The organism is Lacinutrix himadriensis, assembly GCF_001418105.1.
Classification (GTDB): Bacteria; Bacteroidota; Bacteroidia; order Flavobacteriales; family Flavobacteriaceae; genus Oceanihabitans; species Oceanihabitans himadriense.
Genome location: NZ_LIQI01000019.1, coordinates 175,128 through 191,851, shown reverse-complemented (window position 1 = coordinate 191,851; position 16,724 = coordinate 175,128). Strand labels below are relative to the sequence as shown.

At 31.7% G+C, this 16,724-nt stretch carries 16 protein-coding genes; 8 read left to right on the top strand and 8 right to left on the bottom strand.

Features of this window, described 5'->3' with window-relative positions:
* Window positions 1-35: 35 nt before the first annotated feature.
* Window positions 36-671 carry an alpha/beta hydrolase gene (locus AMD28_RS06505; RefSeq protein ID WP_055443348.1) on the bottom strand — a complete coding sequence of 212 codons (636 nt, stop codon included), beginning with the start codon at window positions 669-671 and terminating at the stop codon, window positions 36-38.
* Window positions 672-712: 41 nt separating this feature from the next.
* On the opposite strand from AMD28_RS06505, the gene AMD28_RS06500 reads away from it, so the two are divergent.
* From AMD28_RS06500 to AMD28_RS06480, 5 genes are all read left to right on the top strand, one after another.
* Window positions 713-1,138: a PaaI family thioesterase gene (locus AMD28_RS06500; protein WP_055443347.1), complete on the top strand. Its 426-nt coding sequence runs from the start codon at window positions 713-715 to the stop codon at window positions 1,136-1,138.
* Between the two features lie 36 nt (window positions 1,139-1,174).
* On the top strand, window positions 1,175-2,308 hold the full coding sequence (locus AMD28_RS06495) for a chorismate-binding protein (RefSeq protein ID WP_055443346.1): 1,134 nt from the start codon (window positions 1,175-1,177) through the stop codon (window positions 2,306-2,308).
* A 144-nt stretch (window positions 2,309-2,452) separates the two neighbouring features.
* A complete protein-coding gene (gene menD, locus AMD28_RS06490) occupies window positions 2,453-4,213 on the top strand; it encodes a 2-succinyl-5-enolpyruvyl-6-hydroxy-3-cyclohexene-1-carboxylic-acid synthase (RefSeq protein WP_055443345.1) in 1,761 nt (586 codons plus the stop codon).
* Window positions 4,214-4,341: 128 nt separating this feature from the next.
* Complete coding sequence (locus AMD28_RS06485) at window positions 4,342-4,683, top strand: DUF2853 family protein (RefSeq protein ID WP_055443344.1); 342 nt, start codon at window positions 4,342-4,344, stop codon at window positions 4,681-4,683.
* A 115-nt stretch (window positions 4,684-4,798) separates the two neighbouring features.
* Window positions 4,799-5,632, top strand: a complete 834-nt coding sequence (locus AMD28_RS06480; RefSeq protein WP_055443343.1) for a CvfB family protein — start codon at window positions 4,799-4,801, stop codon at window positions 5,630-5,632.
* A 17-nt stretch (window positions 5,633-5,649) separates the two neighbouring features.
* Here AMD28_RS06480 and AMD28_RS06475 read toward each other — a convergent pair whose 3' ends face one another.
* Both AMD28_RS06475 and AMD28_RS06470 read right to left on the bottom strand, forming a co-directional pair.
* A complete protein-coding gene (locus AMD28_RS06475; protein WP_055443342.1) occupies window positions 5,650-6,102 on the bottom strand; it encodes a hypothetical protein in 453 nt (150 codons plus the stop codon).
* 199 nt (window positions 6,103-6,301) lie between these two features.
* Window positions 6,302-6,733 carry a hypothetical protein gene (locus tag AMD28_RS06470; RefSeq protein WP_055443341.1) on the bottom strand — a complete coding sequence of 144 codons (432 nt, stop codon included), beginning with the start codon at window positions 6,731-6,733 and terminating at the stop codon, window positions 6,302-6,304.
* A gap of 268 nt (window positions 6,734-7,001) precedes the next feature.
* Between AMD28_RS06470 and AMD28_RS06465 the strand changes: the two genes are divergently transcribed.
* From AMD28_RS06465 to AMD28_RS06455, 3 genes are all read left to right on the top strand, one after another.
* Window positions 7,002-7,841, top strand: a complete 840-nt coding sequence (locus tag AMD28_RS06465; protein WP_055443340.1) for a 1,4-dihydroxy-2-naphthoyl-CoA synthase — start codon at window positions 7,002-7,004, stop codon at window positions 7,839-7,841.
* A 3-nt stretch (window positions 7,842-7,844) separates the two neighbouring features.
* Entirely contained in the window at window positions 7,845-8,747 is a 903-nt protein-coding gene (locus AMD28_RS06460) for a 1,4-dihydroxy-2-naphthoate polyprenyltransferase (protein ID WP_055443339.1), read from the top strand.
* 207 nt (window positions 8,748-8,954) lie between these two features.
* Window positions 8,955-9,632: a metal-dependent hydrolase gene (locus AMD28_RS06455; protein WP_055443338.1), complete on the top strand. Its 678-nt coding sequence runs from the start codon at window positions 8,955-8,957 to the stop codon at window positions 9,630-9,632.
* A gap of 258 nt (window positions 9,633-9,890) precedes the next feature.
* Here the strand turns inward: AMD28_RS06455 and AMD28_RS06445 are convergent, their stop codons facing one another.
* The 5 genes from AMD28_RS06445 to AMD28_RS06425 form a co-directional block, all read right to left on the bottom strand.
* The gene (locus AMD28_RS06445; RefSeq protein WP_055443336.1) at window positions 9,891-10,370 is read right to left on the bottom strand and encodes a hypothetical protein; all 480 of its coding nucleotides are present in this window, start codon (window positions 10,368-10,370) and stop codon (window positions 9,891-9,893) included.
* A 31-nt stretch (window positions 10,371-10,401) separates the two neighbouring features.
* Window positions 10,402-11,835, bottom strand: a complete 1,434-nt coding sequence (locus AMD28_RS06440) for a hypothetical protein (protein WP_055443335.1) — start codon at window positions 11,833-11,835, stop codon at window positions 10,402-10,404.
* Window positions 11,836-11,940: 105 nt separating this feature from the next.
* Window positions 11,941-12,207: a DUF202 domain-containing protein gene (locus tag AMD28_RS06435; RefSeq protein WP_055443334.1), complete on the bottom strand. Its 267-nt coding sequence runs from the start codon at window positions 12,205-12,207 to the stop codon at window positions 11,941-11,943.
* Window positions 12,208-12,214: 7 nt separating this feature from the next.
* Window positions 12,215-13,810 (bottom strand): class I SAM-dependent methyltransferase, encoded by a 1,596-nt coding sequence (locus AMD28_RS06430; protein ID WP_055443333.1) that lies wholly within the window; start codon window positions 13,808-13,810, stop codon window positions 12,215-12,217.
* Window positions 13,811-13,896: 86 nt separating this feature from the next.
* On the bottom strand, window positions 13,897-16,308 hold the full coding sequence (locus tag AMD28_RS06425; RefSeq protein WP_055443332.1) for an alpha-ketoacid dehydrogenase subunit alpha/beta: 2,412 nt from the start codon (window positions 16,306-16,308) through the stop codon (window positions 13,897-13,899).
* Between the last annotated feature and the right edge of the window lie 416 nt (window positions 16,309-16,724).

Genomic DNA, 16,724 nt, shown 5'->3' with positions numbered 1-16,724 from the left:
AGAATTGTCCCCTCGAGGGGACTTTAGGGGTGTTTTTAAACCAATCCATTTATCAACGCTACATTCACCACATGTTTCCCTTCAAAAGGAATAATATGCAAACGGTCACCAAATAATTCTTTTGCTCTAGTAGTTTCGTGAGTAATGCGTTCTTCGTTTAAATACTCGTCTTCGGTACCATAAATCATCGATACTTTTGCGTTTGAAAATGCAAAGTCTTCCGCTTTCAATTCTTTTGGTAATCCTCCAGAATGTAAAACCAATTGTGTGCAGACTAGTTTTCGTCTGGCAACAAATCGGGAAGCAATACTAACACCTTGTGAGTATCCTAAAACGATGAGGTTTATGTTTTTTGGTAACGCTTCCGCAGTTAAAACAGCATCCAGATTACGCATCACGTTTTCGGTTTCCTTATCTGTGTTTTCTTTGGTTAACCAACTTGCTCCAACATGTTTAAATTTTGGCGAACTATAATATTTACTCTGTGCTTGTGGCGCAATAATATAGTTTTCGTCTTTATTTAATCCGTCAAAATACCTTAAAAAATATCTACTTAAATACCCCATTCCGTGACAAACAAACCAAACATTCTTAGTTTTGTCGGTTAGTGTATTTAAAGTAGCATAACTGTTGGTAGTTGTGTATGAAATTTCTTTTTCTTCTAAATTCATTTTGTACTTTTACAATCCGACAATAAAAATACATTATTTATATGCAAATATCTAAAGAAAGCATGTTAGCAAAAGCAAATGCTGCTAGCAAAAACACCTTAATGGAAACGCTAAACATAGAAATGGTAGACTATGGCGAAGATTTTTTAGTAGCCAGAATGCCTGTGAATTCTAGAGTATACCAGCCAGACGGCGTTTTGCATGGTGGTGCAACTGCAGCTTTAGCAGAAAGCGTAGGTAGTTTTGCTTCGCATTTATTTATAGATACCGAAAACAAATTTGTTCGTGGTTTAGAGATTACCGCAAACCATTTAAAAAGTGTTACCGAAGGTTTTGTATACGCAAAAGCTACTTTTTTACACAAAGGAAGAACGACACAATTATTAGATATTAGAATTACAGATGACCACGATAATTTGGTGTCTATTTGTAGATTATCTACCATCTCCTTACCTAAAAAGAAATAGGTTTCCGTTTTCACGGAAATCAAATAGATCTTATTCATGCAAACCTCCGAATTTTTAGAAATTGCCCAGAATCATTTTGACGATGCTTTGCCTTTTGTGTTGTATCGTAAACCGAATGCTTCCGTTATAAAAGGAGTTTTTCAAGATGACGATATCGTTTATACTTCTAAAGATCTAACCGAAAGTGGTTTTGTTTTTGCTCCTTTTAACGCAGAAAAACAAACGGTATTGATGCCTTTTTCAGTATCGGAAACCTTAGAATATTCCTTTGTTATTTCCGAAGTTACAGAACAAAATACACGAGACAAAAAAGAAGTGCAACAGGAAAGTGAAAACGTATTAAACGATGCGAAGGACTTTCATATTAATCTAGTAGCCAAAGCTATAAAAGGAATAGTTGAAGGGGGATTGAAAAAAGTAGTCGTATCCAGAAAAGAAGAAGTAAGGCTTACCGAAAGTAATCCTATGGCACTTTTTGAACGCTTATTAGCAAAATACCCAACCGCTTTTGTGTATTGTTGGTACCATCCAAAAATTGGTTTATGGCTTGGTGCAACTCCGGAAACTTTATTAAGTGTTACCGGAAATCGATTTACAACCATGGCTTTGGCGGGAACGCAAGCATATCAAGGAGATGCTAATCCGGATTGGAAAGCTAAAGAAACCGAAGAACAACAATTAGTAACCGATTATTTAATTGCTAGTTTAGAATCTTCAGTAAGTAATATTATAGTTGCAGCTACTAAAACCATAAAGGCAGGAAGTTTACTGCATTTAAGCACTAAAGTTTCGGGTGTTTTAAATTCGGATTTAATGGAAGTTGTAAAAGCATTACACCCAACGCCAGCTGTTTGCGGATTGCCAAAAACGATCGCAAAACAATTTATTCTGGAAAACGAAAACTATGACCGTGAGTTTTATACTGGTTTTTTAGGCGAAATTAATAGTAAAGAAAAAACATCAAGAAATACCAACCGCCGTAATGTAGAAAATAACGCTTATGCAGCCATTAAAACGGTATCTAACTTGTATGTAAATTTGCGTTGTATGCAGTTAACAGACGTGAAAGCTAGTCTTTATGTTGGTGGCGGAATTACTAAAGATTCTATTGCTGAAAAGGAATGGGAGGAAACCGTTAATAAAACAGAAACGATGAAAGCCGTTTTGTAAACAAATCAAGAATTTACAATAGCTTTTTGGCTGTTATTATAAAATTTAAAACCAAAATATTATCGGGTATTAGTAGCAAAAACTTACATTTGTATATCGCTTTTTCGTAATTTAAAAAGATTCCCATTTTCATGGGAAGTACGCATGAAACACCCAAAAATTCCTTTAGCACAAACTATTATTCAGCTTTGTAAAGCAAAGCATATAAACCATATTGTTATTTCTCCAGGAAGTAGAAATGCACCTTTAACCATTGGTTTTACAAATGATGACTATTTTACTTGCTACAGTATTGTAGACGAGCGTTGTGCTGCATTTTTCGCCTTAGGTATTGCCCAGCAAATACAAAAACCGGTTGCCGTAGTTTGCTCTTCGGGTAGTGCATTATTAAATTATTATCCCGCTGTGGCAGAAGCTTTTTATAGCAATATTCCGCTGGTTGTTTTATCTGCAGATAGACCAAAATACTTAATAGGTATTGGTGACGGACAAACCATTAATCAAGAAAATGTATATGAAAACCACATCGTATATTCTGCAAATTTAAAACAAGATATAAAGGAAGAAAATAGCTTTGTGCAAAATGAAGAATTGCCAATATTTAAGAATATTGAAAATAAGCTAGAAAAGCTATTAGGTCTGCAACAAAATATTCAATCGCAAAACGAAGCAGAAATCAATGAAGCTTTAAATATTGCAATACATAAAAATGGTCCTGTTCATATTAATATTCCTTTTGATGAGCCTTTGTATGAAACCGTGGATACTTTAACCGTAAACCCTAAAGTAGTAGAGGTAACTAAGAAAATTCATAAAATAGAAGAACTGCAATTATCTAATTTAGTTTCCGATTGGTATACTGCTAAAAAGAAAATGGTTGTTGTTGGTGTCAATAAACCTAATAGCATCGATCAAAAATGGTTGGATGAACTTGCTGAAGATGAAAGCGTGGTTGTTTTTACCGAAACGACTTCTAATATACATCATCCTCATTTTTTTAATAGTATTGATAAAATAATAGCTCCTTTAAATGAAGAAGAATTTAAAGCCTTACAACCAGATATTCTTGTAACCTTTGGCGGATTAATTGTATCTAAAAAAATTAAAGCTTTTTTGCGAAAATACAAACCGAAACAACATTGGCATATTGGAACAGAAAAAGCTAATGATACTTTTTTCTGTTTAGAGCAGCATATAAAAACAACACCAAATCAGTTTTTTACGCTGTTTTTTGAAGAAGTAACCCATCTTACTAAAAGCGATTACCAAGACTTTTGGACTGCTATAAAGAAAGACCGAAAAAAGAAGCATACTGCTTATTTTGAGAATATATCGTTTTCCGATTTAAAAGCGTTTAAATCGATCTTAAAATCGATTCCTGATCACGCTGTTTTGCAATTGAGTAATAGTTCTACCATTAGATACGCGCAACTGTTTCGTATAAATAAAACGCTAGAAGTTTTTTGTAATCGAGGTACTAGCGGAATAGATGGTAGTACAAGTACAGCAGTTGGTTGTGCTGTTGCAAATACAAAACAAACTGTATTTATTACTGGAGATCTAAGTTTCTTTTATGATAGTAATGCCCTTTGGAATAATTACATTCCTAATCATTTTAGAATTATTGTCATTAATAATCAAGGCGGTGGGATTTTTAGAATTCTTCCAGGAGATAAAAATTCTGAAAATTTTGATACTTTTTTTGAAACCAAGCACCAATTATCTGCAAAGCATTTAAGCGATATGTATGGCTTTAGTTATGAAAGTGCTACTAATGAAGTAGAATTACAAGACGTTCTATCTTCATTTTATGAAGAAACAAATACACCTAAAATTTTAGAAGTATTTACTCCAAGTACAGTTAATGATACTACATTATTAAATTATTTTAAAGCTTTAAGGTAGTTAGTCGGTTTATTTTGATGTTTTGTCGGTAAACTGAAGTATTTAGGAATTTATTAATGTTAAAAAATGCGTAAATTCCTTATCTTTAAGATACTTAAAACAATCAATAACTAAAAAAATAGAATAAGATGAGTAAAAGAGATGATTTAATAGTAAAGTACGCAGCAGATTTAAAAGATAAAATTGGTGTAACTCCAGATATGGATTTGTTAACTAAAGTGACTATTGGTTGTGGACCATCTATTTACAATGCAGATGCAGCAACAGTTTCTGGATCTGATGCATCGGAACTTGCAACCGTTAAAAATAATTTTTTAATTAAAAAATTAGGTTTAGCAGATACTGCAGATTTAGACAAAGCCATTGACTCTGTAATGGAAAAATATGGTAAATCGAATAGAAGTAAATACAGAGCAGTTGTATATTACTTATTAACACAGCATTTTAAAAAAGAGTCTGTTTACAAATAGATTTTTTTTACTAAATAAATCGAAGCGCTACTTTAATGTAGCGCTTTTTTGATTTCTAGTAATTTCGTTTTTAAAAAATAACATTTTTAAATTTTAATATCCTTACTTTTGCAGCATGATACATTTAGGAGAATACAATACGCTTACTATTATACGTGAAACAGAACCAGGATTATTCTTGAGTGATGAAGATGACAATGAAGTTTTACTACCAAATAGATATGTGCCAAATGAATTTAAAATTTGGGATAAGCTAGAAGTATTCATCTATTTAGATAATCAAGAACGCTTAGTTGCCGTTACAGATAAACCATATATTCAACGTGATGAATTTGCTTTATTACGCTGTAATGAAACAACAAAACATGGTGCTTTTTTAGATTGGGGAATGGTAAAAGAATTATTCTGCCCTTTTAAAGAACAAGCCTATGATATGATAAAAGGAGGTTGGTATTTGGTGTATTGTTATTTAGACGAAGAAACCAATAGATTAGTAGCATCTAGTAAAACCAATCAGTTTTTAGATAATAAAGACTTGACTGTTGCAGAATATGATGAAGTAGATTTAATAGCTTCTCATAAAAGTGATATTGGTTGGAATGTTATTATCAATAAAATACACTCTGGTTTAATTTATACCGATAATATTTTTCAAGATATTAGTGTTGGAGATAAACTAAAAGGAATTGTAAAGAAAATTCGTCCAGGAAACAAAATAGATATTATTTTAGGGCAAGTTGGTTATAGAAATATTGAGCCAAATGCAGAAATAATAATGGGGTATTTACAAGATAATAATGGTTTTTTAAATCTTACAGATAAATCAAAACCGGAAGTAATTAAAGACGTGCTTCAAATGAGTAAAAAGAGCTTTAAAAAAGCGGTAGGAACTTTATACAAACAAAAACTTATAGAAATTAAAGAAGATGGTATTCATCTTGTAAACTAGTTTCGTTTTAGTTTATTTTACAAGTAAGCAAGAAGATTATGGTTTAAACACTTATTGTTTTTTAAGTCTAAATTCACATTTTTGGCCCAATCAATGGCATGCTCTAGATTTTTGAAACGTTCCATTTTCGAAGTAAAGAAGAATTTTTCAATCATGGCATTGACCCACCCGTTATCGGAATAAGAAACAATAGCATATCCATTTAAATTCCTTTCTGATTTAAAGAATTTAAACCAATCAATTGGATTTACAGAATATTTATTTATGCGATTAGATATGTAGCAAATAGGCAAATCTTCACCATAATAATATGCTGCTGCTTCAATGATATCTTGTGAGGATTCCCAATTATATATAACTTCTTCATTTATTTCAGAAATAATAAAATCTTTAAAAAAGTAATATTTTCCATATTCAGAAACATGGGTGTACTCTATGTGGTTTTTTAAATCTGTATCGGTAATTCTCATAAAAATAGCGTTTTATAGTACAAAAGTAGGTGTATTCCAATTGTTATAATCAATTAAAACGTTGATAATAAAACACTTCGATGAAGTGTTTATATTATCGGTAATGTAGGTAAGATGATGTGAGGCAAAAAAGTAAAGGATGCTAAAAGTAGATTAAATTAGTTTTTAGGTGCTACTAATTCGTTTAGGGAATTTTAATCTACTTTATACAAGCGGTCCTCTTATTCTGAGTTTTTGAAATATGATCTATTGCATCATGCAAGTTTTTAAAGCATTCTGAATCACATTGAATAAAGGTTTGTTCTAATTTTGCATTAGAATAAGCCAGTTCATTATAGTAAACAAAAGAAACACTTTTCAAGGCATCTGCATGTTCGTTTTTATAAAAATCAAACCAATACGTAGGTTCTACAGAATAATTATTTATCCTATTAGATATTACATGAATATTGGTTTTTGTGGCATACTGTTCAAAAATTAATTTTGTTAATTCTACAGAAGTTTCCAATCCATATACCTCACCTTCATTAATTTCGGTGACGACAAAGTCTTTGAAAAAATAAATAACACCAAATTTGGTTACATTTATGCCTTCTACAGAGGGAGCAAATTTTGAATCAATTAATTTCATAGCGGTTATTAATGTGAGACAAAATTATATTCTACACGTCTTATTATCAGTGCTTTAAAAATATATTCTAATAAACACGATGAAATACTTGTAAATCTGTCAAAACACGTTTTCTTTGTAAGAAATTACAACTCGAAAAAAAATCATTAAAATATAATCTATTGTTTTACAGCTGTTTGTGTGTGGTATTAAAATTATTGAAATGCATGTTTTCATGCAGTGACATAAATAATAAAAAAAATGTATTTTTACAGTCTAATTAGAGAACATGAGTGAAATAGATTGGAAAACCGCTAAAGAGTATGAAGACATTACTTACAAAAAATGTAATGGTGTTGCAAGAATAGCTTTTAACAGACCAGATATAAGAAACGCATTTAGACCAAAAACTACAAAAGAATTGTATGATGCATTTTACGATGCAGGAGAAGATACAAGTATTGGTGTGGTTTTATTATCTGCTGAAGGTCCTTCAACCAAAGATGGTATCTGGAGCTTTTGCTCAGGAGGAGACCAAAAAGCAAGAGGACATCAAGGTTATGTTGGTGAAGATGGTTACCACAGATTAAATATTTTAGAAGTACAACGATTAATTCGCTTTATGCCAAAAGCTGTAATAGCAGTAGTTCCTGGTTGGGCTGTTGGTGGCGGACATAGTCTACATGTGGTTTGCGATTTAACGCTTGCTAGTAAAGAACATGCTATTTTTAAACAAACAGATGCAGATGTAACTAGTTTTGATGGTGGTTATGGTTCGGCTTATTTGGCTAAAATGGTTGGTCAGAAAAGAGCACGTGAAATCTTTTTCTTAGGAAGAAATTATTCTGCACAAGAAGCGTATGATATGGGAATGGTTAACGCCGTTATTCCACATGACGATTTAGAAGATACTGCTTTTGAATGGGCACAAGAAATTTTGGAAAAATCGCCAACATCTATTAAAATGTTAAAGTTCGCGATGAATTTAACAGACGATGGTATGGTTGGTCAGCAAGTATTTGCTGGTGAAGCTACACGTCTAGCATATATGACAGACGAAGCTAAAGAAGGTCGTGATGCTTTTCTAGAAAAACGCAAACCAAACTTTCCAAAAAAATGGATTCCATAATTTATGAGTAAACTTAAATATTGGGTACAAGCAGCAAGATTAAGAACCTTACCGCTTTCTGTTTCTGGAATTATTGTTGGTTCCTCTTTAGCTGCATATAATGGTTTTTTTGATTGGCAAATTTTTATTTTGGCTATATTAACAACCATTAGCCTTCAAGTGCTTTCTAATTTTGCTAATGATTATGGTGATGGCGTAAAAGGAACCGATAATGAAGATCGAATTGGTCCGGAGCGTGCTTTACAAAGCGGAAAGATCTCTGCAGAGGAAATGCTTGAGGTTATAAAAATAAATATTCTTGTTTGTATTGTTTTATCTTTTGGTTTAATTTATTCTGCCTTTGGATCGAAACACTTATTATATGCCCTAATCTTTTTTGTTATGGGATTGCTTTCTATTTATGCTGCAATCAAATATACCATGGGAAGTAATGCATATGGTTATAGAGGTTTAGGAGATGTTTTTGTTTTTCTGTTTTTTGGTTTAGTAAGTGTAATAGGTAGTTATGTTTTATATAGCAAGCAAATAGATCATGTTGCTTTTTTACCAGCTTGTACTTTAGGTTTGTTAAGTGCTGCGGTGCTTAACCTTAACAATATGAGGGATATTGAATCGGATAGGAAGGCAGAAAAAAACACACTGGTTGTTAAACTAGGTAGTGTTAAAGCGAAGAAGTATCATTACTTTTTAATCCTTTCTGCTATAGTTTTATCTACCTTATATGGAATTCTATATTATAATTCGGTGTTTAATTTCTTATTCTTTATCGCGTATATTCCGTTATTCGTGCATTTGAAAACGGTGAAAAACAATACAGAGCCAGTTGCTTTAGATCCTGAATTGAAAAAATTAGCACTAACCACATTCTTTTTAGCAGTTCTTTTAGCTGTCGGACATTTATTGTAAGCTATTTCTTATTTAATTACTGAAAAATTTATATCCACGACTCTATATACTTGTAAATCAAATAATTATACGTATATTTAATATGTTGAATACCAAAGTACTATAAAATACGAAGGTATTAACTTCAATTTTGGGGATTGAAAAACTCAGACAAATTCTACAATATGTCTGAGTTTTTTTTGTATTTTTCTTTTCTAAAAAATTATTATGAAAATCACATTTTATGGTCATGCTAGTTTAGGTATTCAAATGGAAGATGTACATATTCTTGTCGATCCATTTATAACCGGAAACCCGAAAGCTTCGCATATTGATATTGATACACTGAAAGCAGATTATATATTATTAACACATGCGCATCAAGATCATATTTTAGATGTAGAAGCTATTGCGAAACGTACAGACGCTGTAATTGTTTCAAATTTTGAAATTGTTACGCATTTTCAAAACTTAGGTTTAGAAGGGCATCCAATGAATCTTGGTGGTACTTGGGATTTTGAATTTGGAAGTCTTAAATATGTAAATGCTATTCATACTTCGTCTTTTCCAGATGGGAGCTATGGCGGACAACCAGGTGGTTTTGTGCTAGAAGGCGAACATAAAAATATTTATATCGCTGGAGATACTGCTTTAACCATGGATATGAAATTGATTCCGCTACAAACCAAATTAGATTTAGCCATTTTACCTATTGGTGATAATTTTACTATGGGAATTACAGACGCTATTCTTGCTAGTGATTTTGTGGAATGTGATAAAATTTTAGGCTATCATTATGATACTTTTGGTTATATAGAAATTGACCATGAAGTTGCAAAAAAAATGTTTTTTAATAAAGATAAAGATTTGATGCTGTTGGAAATTGGGGATAGTATTGAACTTTAAGTTCTAAATACATGGAGGAAGTAATTAAATGTATATTAGGAGCTTTACTAATAATTCTCAGTATCGATTTATTTATAAAATTTAGGAATAGATTTCTTATCGAAAGAAATAAAGAAGATTATATAAATATGTCTTTTACCATTAAATTTATTGGAGGAGCATTTGTATTACTTATTGTTGGTATTAGCTTAATTTATGATTCTCTTTAATTCTAACTGTTTTTTTTAATTATTAAAATATAGTATAATCTGATTTCGTTTAGCTCATTTCCAAATCCTCTAAAGCCATCGTGTAATCATATTGCAAATCTTCATGCAAGCCATAAATAATCTTTTTTATGGCTGCGATTTGTCGGTCGTAAATATTAGTAAGGGTAACGTTTCTTTTTATAGATGGTTTAAAATCTTTAAGCTTTTGACAAAAGTAGAGTAGTAGTTCTACTTCGGTTTCCTTTTTTAAAGAATAGCGGCTAAACTTTTTAATGAGTCTTAATATTTTACGAACACTCTTTTTAATGTAAAAATAGCTATCTGTATTTATCGTTTCAAACTGCGTATCTATTTCCTGTTTTACGTTTTCAATATAACTAGTTTCATCATGCGCTTCAAAAAGTAAATAGGTAAGTAGTTCCTTGTTTTCCTTTTTAAAGCGCGATAGACGCAAACAAAGATCCATTAACTCTTCGGAAGAGTTATGTTTCAATTCGTCTTTTAGTTGTTTTACAGTAGCTGTTTTCATCTTTACTTACCACGAAAGTGGAAATCTATTTTTAGTTAGCACAATCTTTATACTCTTCTAATATTTGTTTTAAATTTTCCTTTTCGGAAAGATCAAACTCTTTGTTTTTAATGTCTTCCGATAGACTAGAACAGTTAGAAATATATTCCGCTAAAGCGTTAGATAGTTTATCATTATTTCTATTATCAATCATGAATCCATCTTCCTTATCTGAGAATTTTAAAACATAGGTTCCGTTTTCTCCAGGTTTGCTTAGTAGCATATTGCCATCTACCGTTTCTTCCACTTGATAGAAATACGAATTGTTGAATCCGAAATTAGTAGCATTAGCAATTTTCTTCATGGTATTTCCTTTTGTTTTTAATCCGTAAAAACACTTTTCTACACCATTATCCATAGCACAAAAAGAAACGTTGTCTTTTGCTGTGAATTTTTTTATACGAGATCTTCCTTTGTCGTTTAGGTATTTTACGCTCACATTTTTTCCGTAATTATCTATAGAAGTAGCATCATAAACATTAGGTTCTTCTTGGTTGGGGTTTAATTCTAGTTGTTCAAAAACGGCATAAATAGTTCCTTCATATTTTACACCTTCATCATCAATTACATATCCAGAAACACCATAAAGATTCACGCTATTCTCTTTAGCAACTTTTACTTTTTCTTTGTGTAAAGCTGCATTATTTGCTTTTGCTTGTCGACCAAAGGTATAGCCTTTCAGTAATAATTCTTCCACTAATAATTGGGAAAAACTTCTTGAAAATTTACCCGTTATCATGGTTCTTGAACCATAATCGTAAGAGAAAGTATCTCCAGAATAGGTTACTACATGAACGGAAGTATCTGTATTCGATGTTTTTTTAGTTTGTGCAACAGAAATTCTATCTAGATCTGTAATGGTATATACATTATCATGAAATGACGCATGACCAACAATGTTTGTACTTTGAAAACCTCCAAATAAAATAGTACCATCGTCTTTTACAAAAGGATTGTACTTGCGCATTAAGCTCTTTTTAAGTGCTTCTTTATTTTCTAAATCGGCAATATCACCAGCGTATTTTTCGCTTAAAGATTCTCTTTCTTCTGCAAAGAAATTCGCTACGTTTTCTGTATTAATTCCGTTAGTATCAATTAGATTGTATTTTTCGGAAAGTAAACGCACCATTATTTTTTTAGCACTAAAGGATACTTTTAAAATTTCGAAAGGAATTTCGGTTTTCACACCTTCGTTACTAATGACTTCTACCCATTGAAAACCTTCAATTTTAAATTCTTCTTCGCCATGAAAAATAGCATCAAAAGCTTTGTCTCCATTTAAATAGGAGAAATGGTATGTTTTATCTTTAGAATCAAAATTGGCAACAGCAGTATCATCAAATAGAAGTTTGCCTTTTTTTATTTTTATTTTCTGTCCGAAAGTTACTAATGGTAAAAGGAGCAGGATACATAATATGTTTTTCATAAACGGTTTTTGTTTTTCTATATAGAAGTTGCAAAAATACAAAAACTAAGCCAAGAAGGTTTTTATATTATCTAATAGCGTGCTTATAATGAAAGCACAGGATTCCTATTGTAATTTATAATGATTTTTAATCGTTTTTTTTACTCTAAATAATCGGTAAATACCAATTAAAAGTATCACAGGAGAAATAACAAGTAGCGCAATACCAAAGGTTTTTAGTTCGCTAAAAAGATCTAGTTTTAAAATGGCTATTCCTGTTCCCAAAATAACTAGAAAGGTTCTAAAATAGGCTAAAAATGTACGTTCATTAGCAAGTTTGGTTCTTTCAATTGCTAGCCAATCTCTAGTGGTTAGTGTATTTTCTTCTTTCATTTAAATATTATCCTTTTAATAAATTAACGCTAACCGTAGCTAGCTCGTTATCTGGAAATCTTGAAAAATAATTTTTATCTGGTTGCAACCCGACTTCGGTAGCTATTTTATTAAAAACATCTACCTCTAAAATAAATTGATCACTATAACCATGTGTAGCATCATAAGCCGTTGCAGCTGTTTTACCAATATTGCTAGCTGTAAATTTTGGATCTATAGTATGTAATTCTATAATTAATAAACCAAATTGCTCGACATACGGTTTCCATTTTTGTAAATGGTCACGCAAAGAATCTTCTACCAAATTATTGCTAATACGTTTTCCTTGACTTGCATAAGCTCCTGTAGAAGAACTTATTTTATTGGTAATCTCTTTTGGCGCTTCCCAAATTCTATTATGATCTAAAAAGGTGCGTACATTGAGTAAATCTTTAAGTTCAATATTATAATCTTCTTTAAGATCGTTTGCTAATAAATCGGGTCTACCAATATCTCCCCAAATTACTTTTGCCCAAATATCTGCTTTAATTAAATTGGCTCTAGTAACTTTTAATGCGGCTTGATTAAAATCTGCTCCAACCAATAATAGGGGATGTTCTTCCAGTATTTTACCACGTAAAGTTTGGTGCTCGATAACATCAAAAATATGATTTATAAAAGCACCATTACCACAACCCATATCTAGAATCCCTTTAGGTTGTTCGTCAATAGGTTTGTTAAAGAGTTTTATAATTACTTGATCTATTACCTTAAAATAGGTAGAATGTGCGCCACCACTTCCCCAAACATTCATTTCTCGGTGTACGTGTTTTTCTGTTTCGTCTGGTGAGTTTGTTTGTAATACTAACGGATTACCAAATAGTAATTCGTCTAATTGTAAAAAGGTTGGTAGATAAGAAACGGTTACACCATAAGCACTTGCTCGTTTAGCGAAGAACAATCCTTGATCTGTAAATTGATAGGTGTTTTTCTTTTTGGTAAACCATCCTAAATGTGAAAAGAAATCGAGGATTTTTTTAAAGCTTTCTGGATCTTTATGATATTCTTCTGCTGTAAAAGAGGCTTCCATAAAGTATTTATGAAACAAACCATTTACACCTAACATGACAATGATAGGAGCAACGATACAACCTTCAATATGTTTTAAAACTTGTTGTTCTATTTCGCTTTCAGTTTGTAAATCGAAGTTGTTTTGATACTTTTTAAAAACACGCTCTAAAGCGATAAAAGCATCGGTACCAATATGTTTTTCTGGAAATTTTACCGAATAGGAGAGTAGCTTTACAGCATCTTCATACAAAGGAGCTAATGTAAAAGCTTCCTCGCTATTTTCATTTACTTGATAGCTAACGGTATTGGAAACATTATCTATATGTTGCACTAGCCAACCTTGTGAAGCTAAAATGCGTAATGCAATGTTTAAATAGCCTTCGTTTGCTTCAAAATGCGCAGCAACTTCATCAATAGTGACCTTTTTATTTTTCAGTAAAAAATCTAAAACACCTTTTTTATAAAGAGCAAAAGTGGTTGTAGCAGTTGCAATGCCATCTAAATGTCTAAAAATAGTACCGCGAAGTTGTTCTTTATCGTTTTTGGTTAGCATATTGTTTTAAGATTGATTTTATAAATATAAAAAAAACCTTTCAAGTATTTCTTGAAAGGCTTCTTAAATGGTTTGTAATTATAAAATTATCTCAATTTTGGAAAATCACTAGGATTTGCCTCATGCATTACTTTATATACCGCTTCAAAAATATCTTCTAGAGATGGTTTAGAAAAATAATCTCCATCGGTTCCATAAGCAGGACGATGGCTTTTTGCGGTTAAGGTTTGTGGTTTACTATCTAAATGTTCGTATGCGTTTTGTGTGTTTAATATTTCGTTTAAAATATAAGCAGAAGCTCCTCCAGGAACATCTTCATCTATTACCATTAGACGATTTGTTTTTGCTATACTTTTTACAATGTCATGATTCAAATCAAAAGGTAATAAGGATTGAATATCAATAACTTCGGCATTAATACCAACTTCTATCAACTCTTTAGCGGCTTGATTCACAATATTTAGTGTAGAACCATAAGAAACTAAAGTGATATCACTTCCTTCTTTTACGGTTTCTACAACACCTAAAGGAGTTCTAAATTCGCCAATATTGTTTGGCATTTTTTCTTTTAATCTGTATCCATTTAAACATTCTACAATTAATGCAGGCTCATCACTTTCTAATAATGTATTGTAAAAACCAGCAGCTTTAGTCATATTTCTTGGAACTAAAACATGAATACCACGAACTAGGTTAATAACACCTCCCATTTGCGAACCAGAATGCCAAATACCTTCTAGTCTATGTCCACGAGTACGAATAATTAATGGTGCTTTTTGACGTCCATGCGTTCTATAATGTAGTGTTGCTAAATCATCACTCATTATTTGTAAAGCGTATAAAATATAGTCTAGGTATTGTATTTCGGCAATTGGTCTAAGACCACGCATTGCCATTCCAATTCCTTGTCCTAAAATGGTTGCTTCACGAATACCTACATCGGAAACACGTAAATCCCCATACTTTTCTTGCATACCTTCTAGACCTTGGTTTACATCACCAATATGACCAGCATCTTCTCCGAAGATTAATACTTCAGGATGGTTTGTAAAAAGAGCATCGAAATTATCTCTAATTACTAATCGTCCATCTACCAATTTAGCATCATCGTCATAGCTTGGTTTTACTTCTTTTACATGTAAAGCCGACAGTTTAGATTCACTATGTAAATGGGAACTGTATTTAGGTTGTATAGTATCTATATAGGTATTTATCCAATTTATAATTTGTGTTTTCTCGGCAGAAGTTTCACTAAGTACATAACGTAATGCTTTTCTAGCTGTAGAAAGATTATCTTTTCTAATAGGCTCAATAATAGCAATTAGATCGTTTGTGAGTTTTGTGATAAATGCTTTGTTAGCACTAGAATTCGCTAAGTTTTGTAAAAGCGAAACAAGTTCATTTCTCTCTTGTATGATTGGATTATTATAAGCAGACCAAGCGGCTTTTTTACCTTCACGGACTTGCTTTTTAATGTCTTTTTCGATGACTCTAAGTTCATCTTTAGTTGCAATATTATTTGCAATTAACCATTCACGCATTTTAAGATTACAATCGTGTTCTGCTTCCCAATTAAGGCGTTCGGTATCTTTATAACGTTCGTGTGAACCAGAAGTAGAATGTCCTTGAGGTTGCGTTAATTCATTCACATGAATTAAAACAGGAACATGTTGTGTTCTTGCAATTTTAGAAGCTTTTTGGTAAGTATCTACTAATGTAGGATAATCCCAACCTTTAACTCTTAAAATTTCGTAACCGTTAGTGCCTTTTTCTCTTTGAAATCCTTTTAAAATTTCAGAGATGTTTTCTTTTGTAGTTTGGTGTCTTGCGTGTACTGAGATTCCGTATTCATCATCCCAAACACTCATTACCATTGGTACTTGTAAAACTCCGGCTGCATTTATAGTTTCAAAAAACAAACCTTCACTAGTACTTGCGTTACCAATAGTTCCCCAAGCTACTTCATTTCCTTCCTCAGAAAAATTAGTAGTATCTATTCCTTTTACATTTCTATAAATTTTAGATGCTTGCGCTAAACCTAGTAAACGAGGCATTTGTCCTGCAGTAGGAGAGATGTCTGCACTTGAGTTTTTTTGTTTTGTAAGATTGTTCCAATTTCCATTTTCATCTAAACTATGGGTTGCAAAATGCCCTCCCATTTGTCTTCCTGCAGACATTGGATCGTGATTAATATCTGTATGTGCGTATAAACCTGCAAAAAATTGCTCGATAGTTAATTCCCCAATTGCCATCATGAAAGTTTGATCGCGGTAATAACCGGATCTAAAATCTCCATTTTTAAAGGCTTTTGCCCAAGCAAGTTGTGGTATTTCTTTACCATCTCCAAAAATACCAAATTTCGCTTTTCCTGTAAGTACTTCACGACGACCTAATAAACTGCATTCTCTCGAGGTTACAGCTATGGTGTAATCTTTTAAAACTTCTGTTTTAAAATCGTTAAAAGAAATGTCTTCTAATACCTCTGGGTTTTTTGTCATTTTTGATGCTTTCATATTGTTACAAATTTAAGAATAATAAAGCATTTTTGCAATATCGAAAAGTCTTAAAAAATTGTGAAATTATTAGTTTATAGTGATTTTATTTATAGAATACTGAAAATAACGCAATTATAAACGTTTTGGTTGAATATATTTTAAAGTGATTTTGTTTCCCTTTCGGTTTTTAAAATATTTTTTATTCTCTATAAAAAAGTTATATTTTTATAGTACTTAACATACAAAATATTATGGAAGTATTCAATAAATATTGAAAAATTGTATTAATAAGTTTACTTGTTAGTCCGATAGTTTCAAAAATGATTAAAAGTATATCTAATGCGCATGTAGAAATAAGCTTTGTCCTTATTGCACCGATATTATTTTGGACTTTACTAAGTTTTCAGAAAAAGAAAAGC

What these genes read in the sequence shown, in the direction of transcription:
- AMD28_RS06505 (WP_055443348.1), bottom strand. Translation starts at nt 671, where the DNA reads ATGAATTTAGAAGAAAAAGAAATTTCATACACAACTACCAACAGTTAT.
- AMD28_RS06500 (WP_055443347.1), top strand. Translation starts at nt 713, where the DNA reads ATGCAAATATCTAAAGAAAGCATGTTAGCAAAAGCAAATGCTGCTAGC.
- AMD28_RS06495 (WP_055443346.1), top strand. Translation starts at nt 1,175, where the DNA reads ATGCAAACCTCCGAATTTTTAGAAATTGCCCAGAATCATTTTGACGAT.
- menD (WP_055443345.1), top strand. Translation starts at nt 2,453, where the DNA reads ATGAAACACCCAAAAATTCCTTTAGCACAAACTATTATTCAGCTTTGT.
- AMD28_RS06485 (WP_055443344.1), top strand. Translation starts at nt 4,342, where the DNA reads ATGAGTAAAAGAGATGATTTAATAGTAAAGTACGCAGCAGATTTAAAA.
- AMD28_RS06480 (WP_055443343.1), top strand. Translation starts at nt 4,799, where the DNA reads ATGATACATTTAGGAGAATACAATACGCTTACTATTATACGTGAAACA.
- AMD28_RS06475 (WP_055443342.1), bottom strand. Translation starts at nt 6,102, where the DNA reads ATGAGAATTACCGATACAGATTTAAAAAACCACATAGAGTACACCCAT.
- AMD28_RS06470 (WP_055443341.1), bottom strand. Translation starts at nt 6,733, where the DNA reads ATGAAATTAATTGATTCAAAATTTGCTCCCTCTGTAGAAGGCATAAAT.
- AMD28_RS06465 (WP_055443340.1), top strand. Translation starts at nt 7,002, where the DNA reads ATGAGTGAAATAGATTGGAAAACCGCTAAAGAGTATGAAGACATTACT.
- AMD28_RS06460 (WP_055443339.1), top strand. Translation starts at nt 7,845, where the DNA reads ATGAGTAAACTTAAATATTGGGTACAAGCAGCAAGATTAAGAACCTTA.
- AMD28_RS06455 (WP_055443338.1), top strand. Translation starts at nt 8,955, where the DNA reads ATGAAAATCACATTTTATGGTCATGCTAGTTTAGGTATTCAAATGGAA.
- AMD28_RS06445 (WP_055443336.1), bottom strand. Translation starts at nt 10,370, where the DNA reads ATGAAAACAGCTACTGTAAAACAACTAAAAGACGAATTGAAACATAAC.
- AMD28_RS06440 (WP_055443335.1), bottom strand. Translation starts at nt 11,835, where the DNA reads ATGAAAAACATATTATGTATCCTGCTCCTTTTACCATTAGTAACTTTC.
- AMD28_RS06435 (WP_055443334.1), bottom strand. Translation starts at nt 12,207, where the DNA reads ATGAAAGAAGAAAATACACTAACCACTAGAGATTGGCTAGCAATTGAA.
- AMD28_RS06430 (WP_055443333.1), bottom strand. Translation starts at nt 13,810, where the DNA reads ATGCTAACCAAAAACGATAAAGAACAACTTCGCGGTACTATTTTTAGA.
- AMD28_RS06425 (WP_055443332.1), bottom strand. Translation starts at nt 16,308, where the DNA reads ATGACAAAAAACCCAGAGGTATTAGAAGACATTTCTTTTAACGATTTT.